Source organism: Secundilactobacillus pentosiphilus (genome assembly GCF_002217985.1).
Taxonomy (GTDB): domain Bacteria; phylum Bacillota; class Bacilli; order Lactobacillales; family Lactobacillaceae; genus Secundilactobacillus; species Secundilactobacillus pentosiphilus.
In genome coordinates this window covers 1-18,371 of record NZ_BCMI01000020.1, presented here as the reverse complement: position 1 = coordinate 18,371, position 18,371 = coordinate 1, and the positions used below count along the sequence as shown (strand labels likewise).

18 protein-coding genes are annotated in these 18,371 nt (G+C 45.5%); 8 read left to right on the top strand and 10 right to left on the bottom strand.

What is annotated here, in order from left to right; all coding sequences use genetic code 11:
* Positions 1-87: 87 nt before the first annotated feature.
* Positions 88-972 (bottom strand): alpha/beta hydrolase, encoded by an 885-nt coding sequence (locus CES81_RS09515; RefSeq protein ID WP_089121562.1) that lies wholly within the window; start codon positions 970-972, stop codon positions 88-90.
* Positions 973-979: 7 nt separating this feature from the next.
* On the bottom strand, positions 980-1,633 hold the full coding sequence (locus CES81_RS09510; protein WP_369688601.1) for an NAD(P)H-binding protein: 654 nt from the start codon (positions 1,631-1,633) through the stop codon (positions 980-982).
* Positions 1,634-1,829: 196 nt separating this feature from the next.
* On the opposite strand from CES81_RS09510, the gene CES81_RS09505 reads away from it, so the two are divergent.
* The 3 genes from CES81_RS09505 to CES81_RS09495 all read left to right on the top strand — a co-directional run bounded on the left by CES81_RS09505 (position 1,830) and on the right by CES81_RS09495 (position 4,647).
* Entirely contained in the window at positions 1,830-2,630 is an 801-nt protein-coding gene (locus CES81_RS09505) for a tyrosine-protein phosphatase (RefSeq protein WP_179211683.1), read from the top strand.
* 13 nt (positions 2,631-2,643) lie between these two features.
* Entirely contained in the window at positions 2,644-3,570 is a 927-nt protein-coding gene (locus CES81_RS09500; RefSeq protein ID WP_089089235.1) for an alpha/beta hydrolase, read from the top strand.
* A gap of 603 nt (positions 3,571-4,173) precedes the next feature.
* Positions 4,174-4,647 carry a hypothetical protein gene (locus CES81_RS09495; protein WP_089121559.1) on the top strand — a complete coding sequence of 158 codons (474 nt, stop codon included), beginning with the start codon at positions 4,174-4,176 and terminating at the stop codon, positions 4,645-4,647.
* A gap of 228 nt (positions 4,648-4,875) precedes the next feature.
* Here CES81_RS09495 and purB read toward each other — a convergent pair whose 3' ends face one another.
* Entirely contained in the window at positions 4,876-6,171 is a 1,296-nt protein-coding gene (gene purB, locus CES81_RS09490) for an adenylosuccinate lyase (protein WP_089121558.1), read from the bottom strand.
* A 308-nt stretch (positions 6,172-6,479) separates the two neighbouring features.
* Between purB and CES81_RS09485 the strand changes: the two genes are divergently transcribed.
* Positions 6,480-7,787: an adenylosuccinate synthase gene (locus tag CES81_RS09485; RefSeq protein ID WP_089121557.1), complete on the top strand. Its 1,308-nt coding sequence runs from the start codon at positions 6,480-6,482 to the stop codon at positions 7,785-7,787.
* Between the two features lie 14 nt (positions 7,788-7,801).
* Positions 7,802-8,788, top strand: coding sequence for a GMP reductase (locus CES81_RS09480; RefSeq protein ID WP_089121586.1), 987 nt, complete (start codon positions 7,802-7,804; stop codon positions 8,786-8,788).
* Between the two features lie 46 nt (positions 8,789-8,834).
* Here the strand turns inward: CES81_RS09480 and CES81_RS09475 are convergent, their stop codons facing one another.
* Entirely contained in the window at positions 8,835-9,470 is a 636-nt protein-coding gene (locus CES81_RS09475; protein WP_089089239.1) for a DUF421 domain-containing protein, read from the bottom strand.
* A complete protein-coding gene (locus CES81_RS09470; RefSeq protein ID WP_180949776.1) occupies positions 9,470-9,931 on the bottom strand; it encodes a DUF3290 family protein in 462 nt (153 codons plus the stop codon). The genes CES81_RS09475 and CES81_RS09470 overlap by 1 nt, the downstream gene beginning before the upstream one ends.
* Before the next feature lie 165 nt (positions 9,932-10,096).
* Here CES81_RS09470 and CES81_RS09465 point away from each other — a divergent pair, with 165 nt between their 5' ends.
* Positions 10,097-10,969, top strand: a complete 873-nt coding sequence (locus CES81_RS09465; protein ID WP_089121555.1) for a hypothetical protein — start codon at positions 10,097-10,099, stop codon at positions 10,967-10,969.
* Positions 10,970-11,046: 77 nt separating this feature from the next.
* Here CES81_RS09465 and nhaC read toward each other — a convergent pair whose 3' ends face one another.
* A complete protein-coding gene (gene nhaC / locus CES81_RS09460; RefSeq protein WP_089121554.1) occupies positions 11,047-12,441 on the bottom strand; it encodes a Na+/H+ antiporter NhaC in 1,395 nt (464 codons plus the stop codon).
* Between the two features lie 404 nt (positions 12,442-12,845).
* On the opposite strand from nhaC, the gene CES81_RS09455 reads away from it, so the two are divergent.
* Entirely contained in the window at positions 12,846-13,706 is an 861-nt protein-coding gene (locus CES81_RS09455; protein ID WP_089121553.1) for a zinc ribbon domain-containing protein, read from the top strand.
* 58 nt (positions 13,707-13,764) lie between these two features.
* Here the strand turns inward: CES81_RS09455 and CES81_RS09450 are convergent, their stop codons facing one another.
* The 3 genes from CES81_RS09450 to CES81_RS09440 all read right to left on the bottom strand — a co-directional run bounded on the left by CES81_RS09450 (position 13,765) and on the right by CES81_RS09440 (position 16,263).
* Complete coding sequence (locus tag CES81_RS09450; RefSeq protein ID WP_089121552.1) at positions 13,765-14,154, bottom strand: hypothetical protein; 390 nt, start codon at positions 14,152-14,154, stop codon at positions 13,765-13,767.
* Between the two features lie 239 nt (positions 14,155-14,393).
* Positions 14,394-15,257 carry an aldo/keto reductase gene (locus CES81_RS09445; RefSeq protein WP_089121551.1) on the bottom strand — a complete coding sequence of 288 codons (864 nt, stop codon included), beginning with the start codon at positions 15,255-15,257 and terminating at the stop codon, positions 14,394-14,396.
* A 22-nt stretch (positions 15,258-15,279) separates the two neighbouring features.
* Positions 15,280-16,263, bottom strand: coding sequence for a LacI family DNA-binding transcriptional regulator (locus CES81_RS09440; RefSeq protein ID WP_089121550.1), 984 nt, complete (start codon positions 16,261-16,263; stop codon positions 15,280-15,282).
* 188 nt (positions 16,264-16,451) lie between these two features.
* Here CES81_RS09440 and CES81_RS09435 point away from each other — a divergent pair, with 188 nt between their 5' ends.
* A complete protein-coding gene (locus CES81_RS09435; protein WP_089089247.1) occupies positions 16,452-17,144 on the top strand; it encodes a hypothetical protein in 693 nt (230 codons plus the stop codon).
* Between the two features lie 245 nt (positions 17,145-17,389).
* Here CES81_RS09435 and CES81_RS09430 read toward each other — a convergent pair whose 3' ends face one another.
* Positions 17,390-18,277: a DMT family transporter gene (locus CES81_RS09430; protein ID WP_089121549.1), complete on the bottom strand. Its 888-nt coding sequence runs from the start codon at positions 18,275-18,277 to the stop codon at positions 17,390-17,392.
* Between the last annotated feature and the right edge of the window lie 94 nt (positions 18,278-18,371).

The window sequence follows — 18,371 nt, the reverse complement described above, 5'->3', positions numbered from 1 at the left end:
GCGCTGATGAACATCTAAAAATTAACTGATCCGGGCAAATTATGCCGGAGCGTGCTAACCAATCAGCGCAAACCAAAACGGCCAGCATTACTGGCCGTTTTGGTTTAGCCATTTTTTAATCGTGTTAAAGACTTGCTTGCTTTCGGGCAGATCCGGCCACATGAGAAAATCGTGCAGCATATTGTTCATTTCATGCACATCAACTTGCGTACCATCAGCGTGTTCCAGCTTATCAGCCAGCTTTCGGTGATCTGGGAGCAGCAGCTCGGTGGCGCCGTACCAAAGAGAAATATGGCCTAGATGGTTCATATCACCATTGAGCGGACTGACTAACGGATCATCTAAGACTAAATTACCGGCGTAATTGGCCGCTACCTGACGCATGGCCTGCAGCGGCAATTCTGGATCAGCCTGACGGCGCTTCTCAATTTCCGGATCACGCATGGCTAAGTCTGACCATGGTGACACCAGCAATGTTGCGGACGGTATTGGTCGCTGCTTGGCACGCAATTGCTGTAAGAGGACCAGTGCTAAACCAGCGCCAGAAGAATCTCCCAGCCAGTAAAACTGGTCATCCGGATACTCCGCCCGCAGTTCTGCATAGGCCTCTAGGGATGCTGGTACCGTCACTTTAGCTGTGTTTTCCGGTGCCAACGGGAAGTCCAGCATGGTTGCCTTCGCGCCCATATGACCAGCAATTTCTTCCATCCACTGACGATGACTGTCCGTGGCAGGAACCGTATATGCACCGCCATGAAAAATGACCACGTGCTGATGGGTCGCTGCCCCAGGGGTAAGCGTTATTAACCGCGCCCTTTCCAATGGCACCATTTTCACTTGATCAGGGTACTTAAAATTATCGGGATCAAGATGATCCGTTCGGCGACTAGGATGCAAGAATCCCGTAGCCACCTGCTGCTTTAGCCGACTGCGTTTCGTTTTAAATAAGAGCCAATCACCGCGCACACTCATCTACTGATCATCCCTCCTGATTGCGAACCGTAAACCGCTGGCGTTGATGTTTAGGCGATTCAATTTCATCTAAGATTGCTAACGCCATGTTGCCGTTGGACAGCTCGGACTTGCCCTTTGCGTCCACCATGACTTGATCGGTACCTATCACGTATCCGTTAGTTGGGCCAGGGCCAAAGTTGCGTGAGGGTGAAACGGCAACCCAATCAACGTTATCGATCATTTGCAGGAATTCGTATTCGTAGGTTTGGTTAAGCGGAACGCCGATCCACTGATCATGATCCGGCATCGTCAGCAGCTGGTCAAGCAGCCGCTGACCATCAGGCAGCTTCAAACTGGCCGCACCAATAATGACGAACAACCGCGTTTTAGTATCACGCAAGTCGTGAACGAGTTTGGTCAGCAAGTCCAAATGCAAATAAGCTACTGGTGAACCCATCGGTACCGCAAACGCATCAACAACAACGTCAAACACTGTCAGATCAGCCTTGGTAAGGGCAAACGCATCCTTCACTAACAGCCGAGCATCATCGCCGAGGGCTTCGCGTCCCCGTTCTTCATTACGAACGATCGCTGTCGGCTCGTGACCACGCTTTTGCGCTTCTGCGTACACGGCCGAACCCGTTTTGCCATTACCGCCAATAATCCCGATTTTCATCATGATCACCTTCCTTTAATTGTCCTCAATACGGTCATTATAATGCTTTCGTTCACTTTAAAAAAGCAATTTGCCGAGCTGTATTGTCGCTCCCTTATCAACCGCCAGCAGCTTACGGATCAAAAGCTTTGACTATGAAATGGCCAATCATTTGCGTTACAATAATCATGCGCCTACACACAAACGAGGGGGATTTTTCATGCAGCATACTAATCAACGTGTCCTGACAATGGACCACGGCTATAATTTTCGAGACTTAGGCGGCTATCAGACTCGTGACGGTCAGACGGTGAAGTGGCAGCGCGTCATTCGAACTGGTACTTTGGCCTATTTGTCCGACCACGACCAGCAGGCACTGATCGATTACGGCATCAAGTTTGACATCGACTTTCGTTCCGATGGTGAAGTTGCTGAGGCCCCCGACCAGATTCCAAACACCATTCATTATCGCCACCTGCCCGTCTTTTCTGATGACAAAACGGATGCTTCTAAAACTCAAGCAGAACTAAATGCTGAACTGAAGGCACGCAAAAAAAACGGCTTTGATCACATGGTCGAAGTCTATCAAGAAATGGTGACTGAACCTCAGGCACAAGCAGCCTACCGCCAATTCTTTGGGTCGCTGCTCGGTAATACCGATAAAAAACACGGACTGCTTTTCCACTGCACTGCGGGCAAAGACCGTACCGGGATGGGTGCGACGTTCTTTCTATCGGCACTGGGTGTTCCGCAAAAAATCGTTAAGCAGGACTACCTATTAACAAATGACATTTTGTCCCCGCTGATTCAGGGACGGCTAACGAAGGCTAAAAACGAAGGCATCAGCGGCTCAATGTTAGCCACTATCAAAGCTCAAATGACGGTTTCCAGCGGTTATTTCGATGCTGCTATGGCCGCCATTGACCAGCATTATGGCTCTATGCCGCAATTTTTGAACGAAGCCCTGCAGCTATCTAACGAAGAAATCAACGATTTGAAAAAACTTTACTTAACGCACTAATGGAGGTTGGAAATTGAAAAAATCAGTCACACTTTGGCTGCCACTGGCAGCCGTCGCTACTGGTGCCCTGTACGTCAGCCACTACCTATTTAACATTGCCTTCAAACGGGTCAACTACGTTCCAGAAACTTCTAAGGAAAAACAAAAATACGCTCAGCAATACTATGACTACGTGGACTGGTTCAAAAACATTCCGCAGGAAACCTGGTACTTACACGAAAATAACCAGGAAAAACGGTTGGTTGCTACCTTCATTCAACACCCTGACCACCTGAAAAAAACGGTGGTCATTTCTCACGGTTATAAGGGTAACCGCGAAACCATGGCAAACTATGCCCAGATGTTTTACAACATGGGGTTCAACGTTTTACTGCCTGACGACCGCGCTCACGGGGAAAGTGCCGGCAAGTACATTAACTTCGGCTGGTTAGACCGGTTAGATTACCTCAGCTGGATCAATAAGCTCATCGACATTAAGGGAGAAGACGAAAAAATCCTGCTCTTCGGCGTCAGCATGGGCGGTGCCACCATGGAGATGCTGTCCGGAGAAAACCTGCCGACCCAGGTCAAAGCCATTATTGCCGACTGCGGTTACTCCAGCATCAAAGAAGAAATGACTTATCTACTAAAAGAACAGTATCATTTACCTGAATATCCCATCGAACCAATGGTCAGCACCATTAACCGCCGGCGATTAGGCTACTATCTGGGGGATGTTTCTTCCAAGGAACAGCTGAAGAAGAATCGCCGGCCGATCCTCTTTATTCATGGTGGGAAAGATAAGTACGTACCGGTTAAAATGGCCTACGAAAATTACCGCGCCACTAAAGCGCCCAAGCAGCTTTGGATCGTCAAAAACGCCACCCATGCTGAAAGCTTCTGGTATAATCCAGCGGCTTACCAGGCACGTGTCGCTTCGTTCTTAAAAACTTATTTTTAAGATAAGTAAATCTTCACGAATAACCCAACCGATGTTCACATTTTTGTCACATTTAGTTGGTATATTTATACCATAGCAAAGGCAACAAGCTATACCTCTTAATCTTAAGAGGGTACACTTCCTTGTTTCATCAGTTTCTCCCCCCCTAAGGAACTGATTGCATGCGGGATCCATCCTCCTCCCCTAGAATAGTGATCCCCTGCTCCTCTATTTATTTCCAATCCCCCCCTAGATTGGAAATCATATCCCTATTAAAAAACCAAACTCGTGTGAGTTTGGTTTTTTTGTGTGTTTTTTAACGGTAATTTGTCATTGGGGAGTGAAAATGGCTTAATTCTGCGATGCCAGCTTAAAGCAGTGCCCCATTTGAATCCCAAAGCTTATCAGGATTGATACTAAAACCCTATCTTTATATTGATTTTTCTTATGCAAACGCTTAATGTAAAAGATAATTAATCGGGGAGGGTTAATTATGGAAAAATGGTTAAAGTATCACTAGTGTTTGTGGGGACAAATGCTATTAATGCGCAAGTCCTAAAACTGACTTGGCATAGAAATTAGTCAATTGGAAAATTTAATTATCTTTTATGGGGGAAATATACAATGAAACTTAGACATATTGTTTTAGCAATCGTAGCCACCTTTGGGATCGCTACTGCCGCAACTTTTTCAAACACAGCTACAGCGCACGCTGCAAATCCAAACGCTGCTTACTACCATCTTTATAAAACAATTCCTTCGGTTTTGCACGGCACCTGGCGGCAAAAGGGCTGGAATCGAGGCTCTAAGCCAAAAACACAGTACACCTATACGATTAGAAAGAACTCTTATACGATGTACGTTAACTATCAAGGCAGCAAAAAGAAAACTAAGAAAATGACTTTTCCACTTAAAGATTTAGCCTATATTGATTATCGGTATTTGACAAAGGAATACGAGATCTCACCAAAGGGACCTCACAAGTATCTTGGCTACCTTTCCATCCTGTACCTTAAGCCAACTCACCATAACGGGAAGAAAGCACTTCTCTATACCTTTGATAACGACAAAACTTACTACTATTTGGTACACAAATAGACGCTTCTTCTGTAACTTTTGCTAGTTAATTTTTTTAAATTAGTTCTAGTCATTATTAAAAAACCAAACTCGTGTGAGTTTGGTTTTTTTGTTTTGTGTTTTTACCTAGCCAAATCGGGCTCCAGAAAGCAGAGAGCTGCATGTAAGGGACTAATAGCACAAATCCAAAACCGGGATTTATGCCATTAGTCCCTTACACTCCGCTCTCTAACCGCTTTCTTCCGCACCTTACTTTAATCCAATCCTCCCCAAAATCTCGTCCACCCTGCGAATATGATAATGATAATCAAACGCATCATCAATATCTTTCTTTGATAGATGGGACATAATGGTTTCGTTACCTTCCACCAGCGGGCGGAACTGGAGTTGCTCATCCCACGCCTTGGCCGTTAAGGGTTGGACTAAGTCGTAGGCAGCTTCCCTTGTTAGCCCGGCATCGATCAGTTTTAGCATGACCCGCTGACTGTAAATCAAACCATACGTCAACGTCATGTTATGCTTCATTCTGTCTGGGAAGACCGTCAGATTTTCAACGATACCAGCAAAGCGGTGCAGCATATAGTCTAATATGGTTGTCGTGTCTGGCAGAATGATTCGTTCTGCTGATGAATGGGAAATATCACGTTCATGCCATAAGGCAACGTCTTCATACGCGGTTTGGACGTGTCCCCGCAGTACCCGCGCCAAGCCGGTAATGTTCTCTGACCCGATTGGATTACGTTTATGCGGCATCGCCGAAGACCCCTTTTGGCCCTTGTTGAAATGCTCCTCAACTTCGTGGATTTCGGAACGTTGCAAGGCCCGGATCTCCGTCGCAAATTCTTCGAGACTGGTCCCAATTAACGCTAGCGTTGCAATATAGTGGGCGTGCAGATCTCGAGGTAGCACTTGACTGGTAATTTCTTGCGGACGAATCCCCAACTTTTCACACACGTATTTTTCGACATACGGCGGTACATTGGCAAACGTGCCAACCGCACCGCTGATCTTACCTGCTTCCACTTCATCCGCTGCTTCGTTAAAGCGTTTAATGTCCCGGTTAATTTCGGAATACCAGCGGGCCAGTTTAAGTCCAAAGGTGGTCGGCTCTGCTTGGACCCCATGAGTCCGGCCGATCATCACAGTATCCTTATATTTTAGTGCTTGTTTTCGGACGACTTCTTTAAAATGCAGCAAGTCTTGCCGCAAAAGTTCGTTGGCTTGTTTCAGACGGTAGCCCTGCGCCGTATCCACGACGTCAGTACTCGTCATGCCATAATGGATCCACTTGCGTTCCTCTCCCAGCGATTCAGAAACATCACGGGTAAACGCAACCACATCATGATGAGTAACCGCTTCGATTTCAGCAATTCGATCCTCGTTAAAAGTCGCCTTCGCGTTGATCTTATCAACGTCTTCTTGAGGGACAACTCCTAATTGAGCCCACGCTTCATCCACCGCAATTTCGACTTCCAACCAAGATTGATACTGATTATGAAGCGACCAAATTTTCGCCATTTCTGGGCGCGTATATCTTTCGAGCATTTTGATCCTCATTTCTGATTGATTTCATTAAAAGACGAACATTATTTGAAATTCAACACTGAATTTCCACCAAAATCATAACATAGTCCTAGCTGATTTGCATGATTAAATTAATGGTTTTTCTAACTTTTTCTATCTATAGCGCTCACGTTTTAGCTTCTTTCTATATTTCATGAACATTATTGCCAATGTTTTTAAATATTATTCGTGTTTTATCTTGATTTTCTGTTTCTTAATTGTTAACATATGAATTGCTGGGTTGTTCGCATTTATCTCGGCCTGGCAATTTATAGATATGAGGTGTTCTAATGTCATCTATAGTAGTAGTAGGAAGTCAATGGGGCGACGAAGGTAAGGGTAAAATCACCGACTTTCTGAGCAAGCAAGCTGATGTTGTGGCACGTTATCAAGGCGGCGACAACGCCGGCCATACCATTGTCTTTAAAGGTGAAACTTATAAGTTACACTTAATTCCATCTGGGATCTTCTACTCAGACAAGTTAAGTGTCATTGGTAACGGTGTTGTGCTTAACCCAAAGTCACTGGTTGAAGAACTCCATTACCTGCATGATCGCAACGTTTCAACGGATAATCTGCGAATTTCTAACCGGGCACACGTTATTTTGCCATACCACATCCTCATTGATCAATTACAAGAAGAAGCTAAGACGGCCAAAATCGGTACGACTAACAAGGGTATCGGCCCAGCTTACATGGATAAGGCTGAGCGAATCGGTATCCGGGTTGCTGATTTATTAGAAAAGGATACGTTTGAAGAAAAACTGCGTCAAAACCTTGAAGAAAAAAACGACATGATCACGAAGCTATATGATCATGAGCCGTTAAAATTTGAAGATATTTATGAACCATTCTATGAGTACGGTCAGGAAATTAAACGTTATGTGACCGATACTTCCGTCGTAATCAACGACGCCATCGATGCTGGCAAGCACGTTTTATTTGAAGGTGCCCAAGGTGTCATGCTGGACGTTGATCACGGGACTTACCCGTTTGTGACGAGTTCCAGTCCCGTTGCTGGCGGCGTTACGATTGGTAACGGCGTTGGGCCTTCTAAGATCGACGAAGTTGTCGGCGCCTGCAAAGCCTACACTTCCCGTGTGGGTGACGGTCCGTTCCCAACTGAATTAAACGGTGAAACCGGTAACTTCATCCGTGAAGCTGGCCACGAATACGGCACCGTTACTAAGCGCCCACGGCGAATCGGCTGGTTTGATTCCGTTGTGCTGCGCCACGCTAAACGAGTTTCTGGCTTGACTCACCTGTCTCTAAACTGCTTGGACGTACTGACCGGGCTAAAGACGTTGAAGATCGCGTCAGCCTATGAACTCGAAGGCGAAACAATTTACCATTATCCTGCCAGTTTGAAAGAACTTAAAAAATGCAAACCAATCTACGAAGAATTCCCTGGCTGGGACGACGATATTACCGGTGTTAAAAAGTTTGAAGATTTACCGATCAACGCCCAAAACTACGTTAAACGACTGTCCGAATTGGTCGGCGTAGACATCGCCACCTTCTCGGTCGGCCCAGACCGGACTCAAACCAACGTTTTGATTGATGCCTGGCAAGACACCGATGCAACTGTTAAAGCATAAGGGGTAATGTAATGATGAATAACCCAGAAGTATTTGACTATGAAGACATTCAACTGATCCCAAATAAATGCATTATTGAGAGCCGGTCCGAAGCCGATACTTCAGTCAAATTTGGTCCTAGAACATTTAAAATTCCGGTGGTGCCAGCCAATATGGAAACCGTGATCAACGATGACCTTGCCGTTTGGCTCGCCCAAAACGACTATTTCTACATCATGCATCGGTTTCAGCCGGAAAAAAGGCACGACTTTATTAAAATGATGCACAGTAAAGACCTGTTTGCCTCAATCAGCGTGGGGGTCAAACAGGAAGAACACGATTTCATTCAGGAATTAGCAGCTGCGGACGACGTACCAGAGTACATCACCATTGATATTGCTCACGGTCACGCCAACTCTGTGATCCGCATGATTCAGCACATCAAGAAGTACCTGTCTGACAGTTTCGTTATTGCTGGTAACGTGGGCACGCCTGAGGCCGTCCGTGAACTGGAAAACGCTGGTGCTGATGCGACTAAAGTCGGTATTGGTCCGGGAAAAGCCTGCATTACCAAGCTAAAAACCGGCTTTGGGACCGGTGGCTGGCAGCTGGCGGCTTTGAGGCTATGCTCCAAAGCCGCCAGCAAACCGCTTATCGCTGATGGCGGGATTCGTTATAACGGCGATATCGCCAAGTCGATCCGCTTTGGCGCCTCGATGGTGATGATTGGTTCGCTGATGGCCGGGCACGAACAATCTCCCGGTACTATGATCAAGATTGATGGTAAAGATTACAAACAATACTGGGGTTCGGCCTCTGAAACTCAAAAGGGCGCCTATCGGAACGTGGAAGGCAAGCAAATGCTCGTCCCCTACCGCGGCGACATTGCCGATACTCTGTCCGAAATGCAGCAAGACCTGCAAAGTTCAATTTCATACGCTGGTGGCAACAAGCTGATGGACATCCGCTTAGTTGACTACGTGGTGGTGAAGAATTCTGTATTAAATGGCGACTCGTATTAAATTCAAGCAAAAAACGTTCGGTAAATAATTACCGAACGTTTTTTGTTTAATGATGGTACTTTGCAACGACCAACTGGTTGTTTCTAAATTCAGCCAGGTAGACATCTTTAACACGTTCAACACCCTGTCGTCGAAGCGCTTCTTCTAACCATGCCTGATCTTTTCCCATCAGGTCAAGAACGTCCGGATCAACAGTTCCATCCGTGATCACCGGAAACTTAATGTTGGCATCGCCTTGATTGACGATCGTCAGCTGACCGCTTTGCTCCAATACTGCTCGTTTGACCGTGGTGACATCCGTCACACCAGCTGTTCTTAACTTTAAAGCAACTTCCTTGGCTGGTAGGTTGGCCCGCAAACAGTTATCCACTAAAATTTCGCCGTTTCGCACCACGGTCACAGGATCTCCGTTTAGAAATTTCTGCATCATTTGACTATGAATCGTGATATATCGCATCACTAAGATCAGTAATGACCAGATCAGTAAAATAATGACGAATTGAATCAGCGTAATGCTTGGATTATAGAGCACCCCGCCAACAATCCCACCTAAGACATAGTTTTGAATTTGGTCCATAGCTGAAGTCGGCGCTAAATTACTCTTCCCGGTCAGATTAATTAAAACGGTAATGAACAAAAAGCCAATCACTAATTTGATTAACACATCGCTGTAAGCAAACATTAGTATCCCCCCACCACTTTCAGTTTTGTTTTTGTGAATTGAACGTTAATTTTCTCGGTCATAAAACCGGACTGATCATCGTTATACAGCACGCGGTAATACTGATGATGCCGACTGTCCCTAACCAGCATCTGGTCGCTGGCCGTGGTCGTATTGGTCTGCAGATACTGAGGTGAAACGTGGTTTTGCTTGGCAATCCTGTTCAAAATGCCTAAAACATTACTACTATTATGTTGGCTGCTTTGCAGGCTCGAAAAGTTTTGAAACTGAAAGCTGATCAGCAGTAAGCTCGCCGTTAAAAAGATGACTAACAGATCCCGATACTTTACCGAGGTTCGATCCCGAAAATACTTGAAAAAAACCACTGCCGCTGCAATCAAAAGAAGCGTTAAAATTGCCAGTCTGATATAGCTCGTGGTGAAATTTTGATTTTTTAAATAGGTGTAAGTATAAAAGGTCATCGCAGACGCCTCCTCTTGCGTGAATGACAGTTGATAGCTAAATTTTAACATTTTGGTAAAGTTATCGAAGTATCGCACGAATAAGTTTGCAAAAAATACCAGTCGACAGCGTTCCCGTGTATAATTTAAGTTGATTAAAGGGTTTCATTTTGGGAGGAAATAAATATGCTAGTTAACCTATCTAAACGTGTTGCGCTGGTCGCACTGGGAACCGCCATCGGTTTTCTTGGCTTGGCAAGCGCCCAATCACCAGCACACGCTGATTCATTTAAAACCATTAGTAAGGCCCAGTACGTTAAAACTACTCGGGCAATGTATACCGGCGAATACCATTGGAAAAATGGTAAGCGCGGCAGTAAAATCATCACGCCAAAGGGAACGATTCTAGAAATTGAGGGTTTCAATACTCACGCTAATCCTGATGGATCACTCAAGAACTCCATTAGTCTTAGCCGTGGCGACCTGCACTATGACGCAGAGAAAAACATTGACGAAGTGGGCAAATGGCTCACCTTTCACCCAAGTGACTTCAAAGCTTACAAGCTTAAAGTACCCTATCGAACTCACATTTTAACCAGTGGTACCGGGTATACAACGAGTAACGCTAATCGCTACAAACCCGCTTTTCACATCACAATCGACGGCTACCTTGAATACTATAGTTCTGCGCTTCTCAAACAGCATCCAAACTATGATGCAGAGAACGTCGGCATTATAGGTGACCGCTCACACATTAAGTCGACATACAGTTATCCCGACTATATTAATCTCTTCAAGCCAACTGCTACCCGAAAGATTTCCTCATTCAAGGTTAAGGGCAATACCACTTATCTGTACTACTCAAAACCAATTAATGGCCTCACTGAAAAAAAGGTTTCAAGCCATAAATACCGTTTGACGATAACTAAAAACGGCGCCGCTCAGTACAAGCACTGGGGCGGGGGCGATGACGAAGACTTCACTAATGCCCAATGGCAACGCTACACGGTCGGCGGACATCCCTTCTTCGACGTCCTCTCCGTTGAAAACGGTGATTGATCAGCGGCTCAATAAACACTAAAGCAGACGGATAAAGGCTAATCACCTTTATCCGTCTGCTTTTTTACAGAAATAATTTACTTTTCCGCACTAGCCTGTGGCAGGTGCTTCAGCCCAATCCCAGTGTAACCGCTCAGAATTGAGAAAACCGGGGACAACAAGCTAAAGAAACAAAATGGCAAAAATGCCAGCGTGCTAACACCTAACGTACCAGCGGCAAAGGAGCTGGCAACCCCCCACGGAACCAGGTAATTAATAACCGTTCCACCGTCTTCTAGTACCCGGCTCAGTGCCAGGTTATCCAAACCGTGATCATTGAACGGTTTCTTGAACGCTTTCCCAGGTAAAATGGTCGACAGGTACTGCTCACCCACAAAGAGGTTAACGCCGATTCCGGCAAAAATGGCCGCCGTGACTAGGTCACCATCCCGGTGCAGCCTGGAGATCAACGGTTTCATGGCAATTTGAATCAAATCAAATTTCATCAGTAAGCCACCCAGTGAAAGGGTCATGAAGATCAGCGAAACGGTCCCCATCATAGACGAAATCCCGCCCCGGCTCAGTAACGCATCAACGGCTTGATTACCCGTATGGGAGACAAAGCCCGTCTCCATCATTTTAACTAGCGCTTGAATCTTGGTTGCTGGATCCTCGACAAAAATCATCACCACGGCCACCGTAATATTGATCAGCAGCGTGCCGATCGCTGGAATTTTCATAATGGCACACACAAACATCAGCAAGATTGGCAACGCTGCCCACCAAGTAATGTTGAAATGACCGCTAAGCACATTAACCGTCGAAGAGACCTTGGTCACCGCGTGGCTGTCAGCTGCACCGTGGCCTAAAATAGCGTATAAAATTAACGACACCAAGAAAGCTGGGATCGTCGACCACATCAAGTTTTTGATGTGCTTAAACAAGTCCGCATCCGCAATAGCGGCCGCTAAGTTGGTTGAATCCGAAAGCGGTGACGTCTTATCACCGAAAATAGCGCCGGAAATAATGGCCCCCGCAACCAACGCTGGGTTAAAGTTCATCGTGGTCCCCATGCCAAACAGCGCGATCCCTACGGTTGAAATCGTGGTAAACGCACTCCCAATGGACGTCCCTATCAGCGCACAAACGAGGAAGACCGAAGGCACGAACCACTGCACACTCAACATGTGAAAACCCGCCACCATTAAGGACGGAATTATTCCGGCAGCGATCCAAACACTGATCAGTACCCCAATCAAGATAAAGATAAAGATTGGTACAATTCCTGTAGAGACCCCTTCGGTAATCCCTTCATGAATATCGTTCCAGCTAAAGTGACGGCACCGTGCCCAGAGAATGACTAAAGCAATCACCACTAGTACGGGAATCTGTGGGCTAATACGAAAGCCGATGACACCCACTCCCATCACAACTAACATCATCAATAAAACGGCGATAGCTTCACCAAATTTCACGTTTGACCGTTTCTTCATCGTTAACAATCCCTTCTCAATAAAAAATCGTCCCTGCTACGTCAAAGACGCAACAGGGACGATTGGACTAACCGTGGTACCACCCAGCTTAGGAGTCCGCAGACTCCCCACTCACTAGATGATAACGGCTCTAGCTTTTTCCGCACGATGCTTCTCAGTATTTGGTCACACAGCCCTGATCGGTTCGCAGCAACCACCGACTTCCTGACACCCAGACTGAGCACTACTTGATTTGAGAAGCAATAAAGTAGTTTTATACTATCATGGGTCTAGAGCAGCGTCAAGAAAAAGCCGTGGGCGATATTATTTCAATTTTTAGGAAAAAGCTCATAAATTCTACCTCACCATTAACTATTTGTGATACTTTTATAGTGTAGTTTTATTTATTCTTAGGGGGAATTATTATGAGTGAAACAGCAGGTCCAAGTTTTTGTCCTAACTGTGGTGCAAAGCTGAAGCCAGGGGCTAAGTTTTGTACCAGCTGCGGGTATGATTTAACCCAGTTTAACGCCCGTTCGCAACAGCAGCCAACACAGGGAGCAGGTCAAAGGCAGTCTAATCAACAACACGTCTCACAGCCTAATCTAAAAGTGGAAGCCGCCAAAAACTATTCCACTAATTATTTTAGTTGGCTATGGGCTTCCATCAAGCACCCCAGTCAAACCGATTTAAGCGTTAATCAATTCTTCGGCGCAACTTCCTTTGTCATCTCAGCGTTACTAATTGGCTTGATCAGTATGGTCGGGCTTTATCGCATCATTGATGCCATTAGTTCGTTTGAAAGTGACCTTGGTTCTCTTTTCAGTGAAGTTGACGGTACGTCGTCAAGCGATGCAGCAGCGTCAGTTTCTCAGTCTTCCGGAAGCGGTTTTTCACTTTTTCTGAAAATCTTTATTATTGCACTGATCTTTACGGCCATGTTCGTGCTGATCGGTTGGCTGGTACGCCGATACATGATTGGCGACGAAAAAGAAACGTATTTGGGATTTGCCACCCGGTTAGCAGGTTACACGAACTTCAGCCTGATTTTCCTAGCATTGGCACTGGTGTTTGTTGCCCTGCTAAACGCACTAGCAGGCGGTGCTCTGTTATTTATTTTCTTGTCACTGAGTGTCACTACTTTTTCCATCGGTTATTCATATACCATTTTGGAATTCAAGCAAACGCGCGGCATGGATAAGATTTACGCGCTGCTCATTGCGCTGATCGCTGACAGTTTTCTAACCATGATCCTGATGAGCATTGTCGGCGCATCGATTTTGTAACTTTTAAAAAATTAATAAATCCCTGATTATCAGTCATTGATAACCAGGGATTTTTAGTTCATTTAAACGGTGCAATATGTTCTTTTTCGGCACGTTTTTCCAAGGTATCCGTCAACCGATTGGTCACACTCAACGGTACCTGAATCAGTGGCGTCAAGAGACTGGGATGTTCTGGATCTGGCACTTCAGCCGTACTCTTACGATTAGGCACCAGTGCCTCCAAGTCAGCCTTTGTCAGGTGCAATTGACGGGCATAATAGATGACTTCTCGATAAGCCATGTTTTTAAAGTAAAAGTAGTACATCAATCCCGCGGCAGCAACGTACCAAAAAACGGTCCATGATAGTCCAATCTTTGCCGGATCCAGTAGCTTGAAGCCTACCGCACAGACGACAAAAACAGCGTAGATAATAACGGAAATGGTCAGCCACTTTGCTCGATGTGTCAAATAATCGCTCCTCTATTTATTTTCATTAACCGCTCAAAAAGATAATTTCATTTTAACGGAGACGATGGTTGTAAGCAAATGTTATGTGACGCCAAGAAGTCAGTGTTGGTGCCAAAATCCTGAAGATGGCCAGTTAACCTAAATAGTGCCTGTCCCGACAAAGTTCGTCGAACAGGCACTATCTGCTTTAACTTCTGGCATCTACCGAATTTTGTTACGCATGCTTAAAACCTAACACACTACTTTCTAGCGCCATACTGCTGTGACTTCTTCAGCCATTCGGTATCTTGTGGGTCTGGGCCCACACGTTTGCCCTGATCCAGCTTGGCAATTTCTGCCATCTCAGCTTCATCAAGACCAAAGGCAAAGATATCACGGTTAGCTTTAACCCGGTCTTCATGGATTGACTTAGGGATCACGATTTCTTCACGTTGAACGTGCCAGCGTAAGATAACTTGAGCTGGTGTGACGTTGTGCGTTTTGGCCAACTTCACGAAAAGCGGATCCTTGATCGCGTTGTTCTTGCCGCCACCTAGCGGGCTCCAAGCTTCATGCTGAATGCCTTGGCTTTCCAAGTAAGCATGAAGTTCAGTCTGCTGGAAGTAAGGGTGGGTTTCGACTTGATCAATGACTGGTTTGATCTCAGTCTGTTTCATCAAATCTTCCAACTGATTCTTTTCAAAGTTAGAAACACCAATATTTTTGATCTTACCATCACGGTAAAGATCTTCCATGGCCTTCCAGCTATCAACGTAGCCCGGAGCAGGCCAGTGAATTAGGTAAAGATCCAAGTAATCCAAGCCTAACTTGTCCAAACTTGCTTGGAAGGCCTGCTTAGTTTCGTCATAACCGCGAACGTTGTTCCAGAGCTTCGAGGTGACGAACAGATCTTTACGATCTATCCCGCTTTCGCGAATCGCTTCACCGACCCACTGTTCATTGCCATAATAAGCAGCAGTATCGATGTGCCGGTAGCCAGCTTCTAACGCCCACTTAACGGAATTCTTAATATCACTTTCGTTATCAACTTGGAAAACACCCAAGCCGAGTTGCGGGATCGTATTATCATTTGCTAAAGGAATTTGAGGAATATCATTATGCACAATAAAAACCACCTTTCAAAAGTTATGTACTTTGCCGTGTTTCGATTTTAATGGGTGTGAACTGTGAAGTTGTCTGCTTGGTCTGATCAAGCAGCATGCGCGTCCCTAGAATACCCATATCATAAAAACCCTGCGTCACCGTAGTCAACTGCGGTCGTACGATTTCGGCTAAATAAGTGCCGTCAATGCTCATAATTGCCAGCTGATCCGGTACTTTAAGGTTAAATTGAACGGCCTGGTTCAAAACACCGACCGCCGCCAAATCACTGGCACCAATAATGGCAGTCACGTCAGGGTGCTGACCGAAAGCTGCCATGGCACTCACACCATCTTCGTAGGTGTACATGCCAACTTTCACCCAGCCGTCCTTAACTGGTAGTCCCGCTTCGGTCATAGCTGCCCGATAACCACTAACCCGCTGCTGTCCAATATAACCGCTCGTGTCCATTGCAACAAGACCAATCCGTCGATGACCGCGTTTGATCAGATACCGGGCTGCCTGATAACCAATTTGGTAATCATCGGACGCAATTGAGGGTAACTTATCACTGTTATACGCAGTTGAGAGAAAACGATACGGAATTTGCGACCCTTGCAGCAACGCTAAGTTAGCGTCGCTGAATTGAATGGCAACCACCAAGATACCCTTTACAGCGCGCTCAATTAATGTCTGTAACGCCCTTTTCTGCAACACGGGATCATTTTGACCAGCGTAAAGCATGATGACACTGAGATTATGTCTGATAGCTTCGTCTTGAATACCATCAATAATTTTTTCGGAAAAGTTCGTTTTGGTGGAAGAAATGATCACGCCAATAACCTGGCTCTTTTGGGTAACCAGTTCAACTGCACTCGTATTTTTCTCATAGCTTAACGATGCTGCAATTTTACGAACTCGGCGAGCTGTGACTTCTGAATAAAAGCCTTCTTTATGGGCAAGTACCCGGGAAACAGTCGCAGCAGAAACCCCTGCTTTCTCCGCAACATCCTTGATTGTCGCAACCATTTAATCGTCCCTTTCACCTTTCCAACGCTACGCCTTAATTTTACCATACATTGACCAATTTATTTCTTGACGGTAAATTTTACAAAATAAGTAAAAAATAGTAAACTTTAACCCTAAATGAGTTAAACTAACCTTAAGTAGTATTTTAATGGCTTGTTCGTCCGTTCTTGATATTGGAGGTATTTTACGTGAATAATCAAGAACCGCAATCGCGTATGCAACGCTATAATTTCAATACTGATAATCAATCCCCGAAGCGCAAACCGCCGAAGAAGCCGTCTCGTTTCCGACAGATTATCGTCAGCTTCCTAGTAACACTCGTGCTGATCGTGGGTGTTGGTATTTGGCTTGCTAACCGCTCGACTAAAGTCGAAAATGGTGCTCAAAACACCGAACAATCTGTTAAGAATAATAGTTCCAGTGACACTGAATCTGACAGCACATCTGAAAGTGATGCGCCCAGTGCAGATGCAAATAATTCTACCGGTGACCGCTCAAACGGTTCACGGTATGATGATAAAGGAATCACTTCATCTCAGCGAAGCTCTTTGCAAAGTTCGATTAATCAGGAATCAGATGCAACAATTAAGAACAGCGAACAAAAAAAGCTAGACGGTACCAAGGCTAAGGCCAACACTCAGCAATCGTCCAGCTCCGCCAATACTACTTCTAACTCAGCTGGGTCATCTTCCAAGAAAACCGACAACAATAGAAACAACTCAGGATCCATCACATTCAGTCAGTCTCATACCTTCTCTTCCATCTCAGATGCGAAGAGTTGGGCCCAAGCCACGAAATCGCAATGGCTGAAGGATGGATATTCTACCTATACGATTACTTCAGACGCGCAGGGTAACTACCTGCTCCGGTTCGTGAAGTAATGAGTCGCGCATTATTCAGTCGAACTTGATCAAAAGCAGCGTTCGTAAAACACCACTAGGTGCTTTGCGAACGCTGCTTTTGATTTGAGTGTGTGCCAAAACTCGGTAGATTCCTGAATTTTGGCACATGGTTAGACTAGATTAAAGCAATGAACCAAGGAACAATTATAATCAATTTCTGCTAAAAAGCTGATTGAGATACGTACCAGCATAGGCTTGCAGCAGAAACTGGTTTGACTTATGTGCTATTTAACTGTTCGAAACCTTGAAAAATCTAACTGCATGATCAAAATGGCAATGATGATCAGCACACCGCCCAGCAGTAAATGCACCGTAAACGGTTCGAAGCCTAAAACTACCGAGAAAATACTGCCGAACATCGATTCAGTCATCAAAATCAGACCGGCTGGCGTCGGATCAGTAAACCGCTGACCAACGATCTGAAGCGTTTGAGCGCCAAACGAGGAGACGATCCCCAGTACGATAACCGGCCACAAACCAGCCTGCCAGTTGATAGCACCGTAGCTGGCGTGTTCAAACAGCAACGACCAGATCAAGCCGAACCCGCCCTGCGTCATTCCCATCATAAATGACAGCACAAAGGGACTAGTATTGGTCGCTCGCATCCCAAAGTAAACGATCTGAAGCGCATAGAAAAAGGCGGAAATAAGCGTTAATAAATCGCCGAGATGAAGCGTAAACCCGTTATGCAAAACATTGGTTAAAAAGCCCATCCCGATAATCGCAATAATAATGGCAAAATAACTCTTTCGTTCAAGGCGCCGTTTATACATGAACCAAATAATAATGGGAATAATGACCACGTAAATCGCTGTTAAAAAGGCGTTGTTAGAAGGTGTAGTAAACCGTAGCCCCCAGGTTTGAAACTGATAGCCTAAAAAGTTAATGACGCCGGCAACTAATCCAAGTTGCAGATCAGTCCTGTTCATTTTCAAAATGGCTTTGTGGAAAAAAAGAAAGGCCAAACCAGCGTAGATAAATCCGCGAATAGCGTTGATCAAGCCAGCTTGCATATTGGCGTTGGTTGCCAATTTAGTAAAAATGTAGCCGGCGCCCCAGATCATGGCTGCCATCAGCAGCATGAGGTTGGCGCGTCCTTTAGAAATTTGCATGGGGATGGGGACTCCTTTTATATAAGGTGTGGAAGAAAGCGATTAGAGAGCGGAGTGTAAGCTGACTAAGGCAGAAATCCCGAACTTGGATTTA

Excerpts from the sequence above, each read along its gene's own strand:
- CES81_RS09515 (WP_089121562.1), bottom strand. The coding sequence starts at position 972 with ATGAGTGTGCGCGGTGATTGGCTCTTATTTAAAACGAAACGCAGTCGG.
- CES81_RS09510 (WP_369688601.1), bottom strand. The coding sequence starts at position 1,633 with ATGATGAAAATCGGGATTATTGGCGGTAATGGCAAAACGGGTTCGGCC.
- CES81_RS09505 (WP_179211683.1), top strand. The coding sequence starts at position 1,830 with ATGCAGCATACTAATCAACGTGTCCTGACAATGGACCACGGCTATAAT.
- CES81_RS09495 (WP_089121559.1), top strand. The coding sequence starts at position 4,174 with ATGAAACTTAGACATATTGTTTTAGCAATCGTAGCCACCTTTGGGATC.
- purB (WP_089121558.1), bottom strand. The coding sequence starts at position 6,171 with ATGCTCGAAAGATATACGCGCCCAGAAATGGCGAAAATTTGGTCGCTT.
- CES81_RS09485 (WP_089121557.1), top strand. The coding sequence starts at position 6,480 with ATGTCATCTATAGTAGTAGTAGGAAGTCAATGGGGCGACGAAGGTAAG.
- CES81_RS09480 (WP_089121586.1), top strand. The coding sequence starts at position 7,802 with ATGAATAACCCAGAAGTATTTGACTATGAAGACATTCAACTGATCCCA.
- CES81_RS09475 (WP_089089239.1), bottom strand. The coding sequence starts at position 9,470 with ATGTTTGCTTACAGCGATGTGTTAATCAAATTAGTGATTGGCTTTTTG.
- CES81_RS09470 (WP_180949776.1), bottom strand. The coding sequence starts at position 9,931 with ATGACCTTTTATACTTACACCTATTTAAAAAATCAAAATTTCACCACG.
- CES81_RS09465 (WP_089121555.1), top strand. The coding sequence starts at position 10,097 with ATGCTAGTTAACCTATCTAAACGTGTTGCGCTGGTCGCACTGGGAACC.
- nhaC (WP_089121554.1), bottom strand. The coding sequence starts at position 12,441 with ATGAAGAAACGGTCAAACGTGAAATTTGGTGAAGCTATCGCCGTTTTA.
- CES81_RS09455 (WP_089121553.1), top strand. The coding sequence starts at position 12,846 with ATGAGTGAAACAGCAGGTCCAAGTTTTTGTCCTAACTGTGGTGCAAAG.
- CES81_RS09440 (WP_089121550.1), bottom strand. The coding sequence starts at position 16,263 with ATGGTTGCGACAATCAAGGATGTTGCGGAGAAAGCAGGGGTTTCTGCT.
- CES81_RS09430 (WP_089121549.1), bottom strand. The coding sequence starts at position 18,277 with ATGCAAATTTCTAAAGGACGCGCCAACCTCATGCTGCTGATGGCAGCC.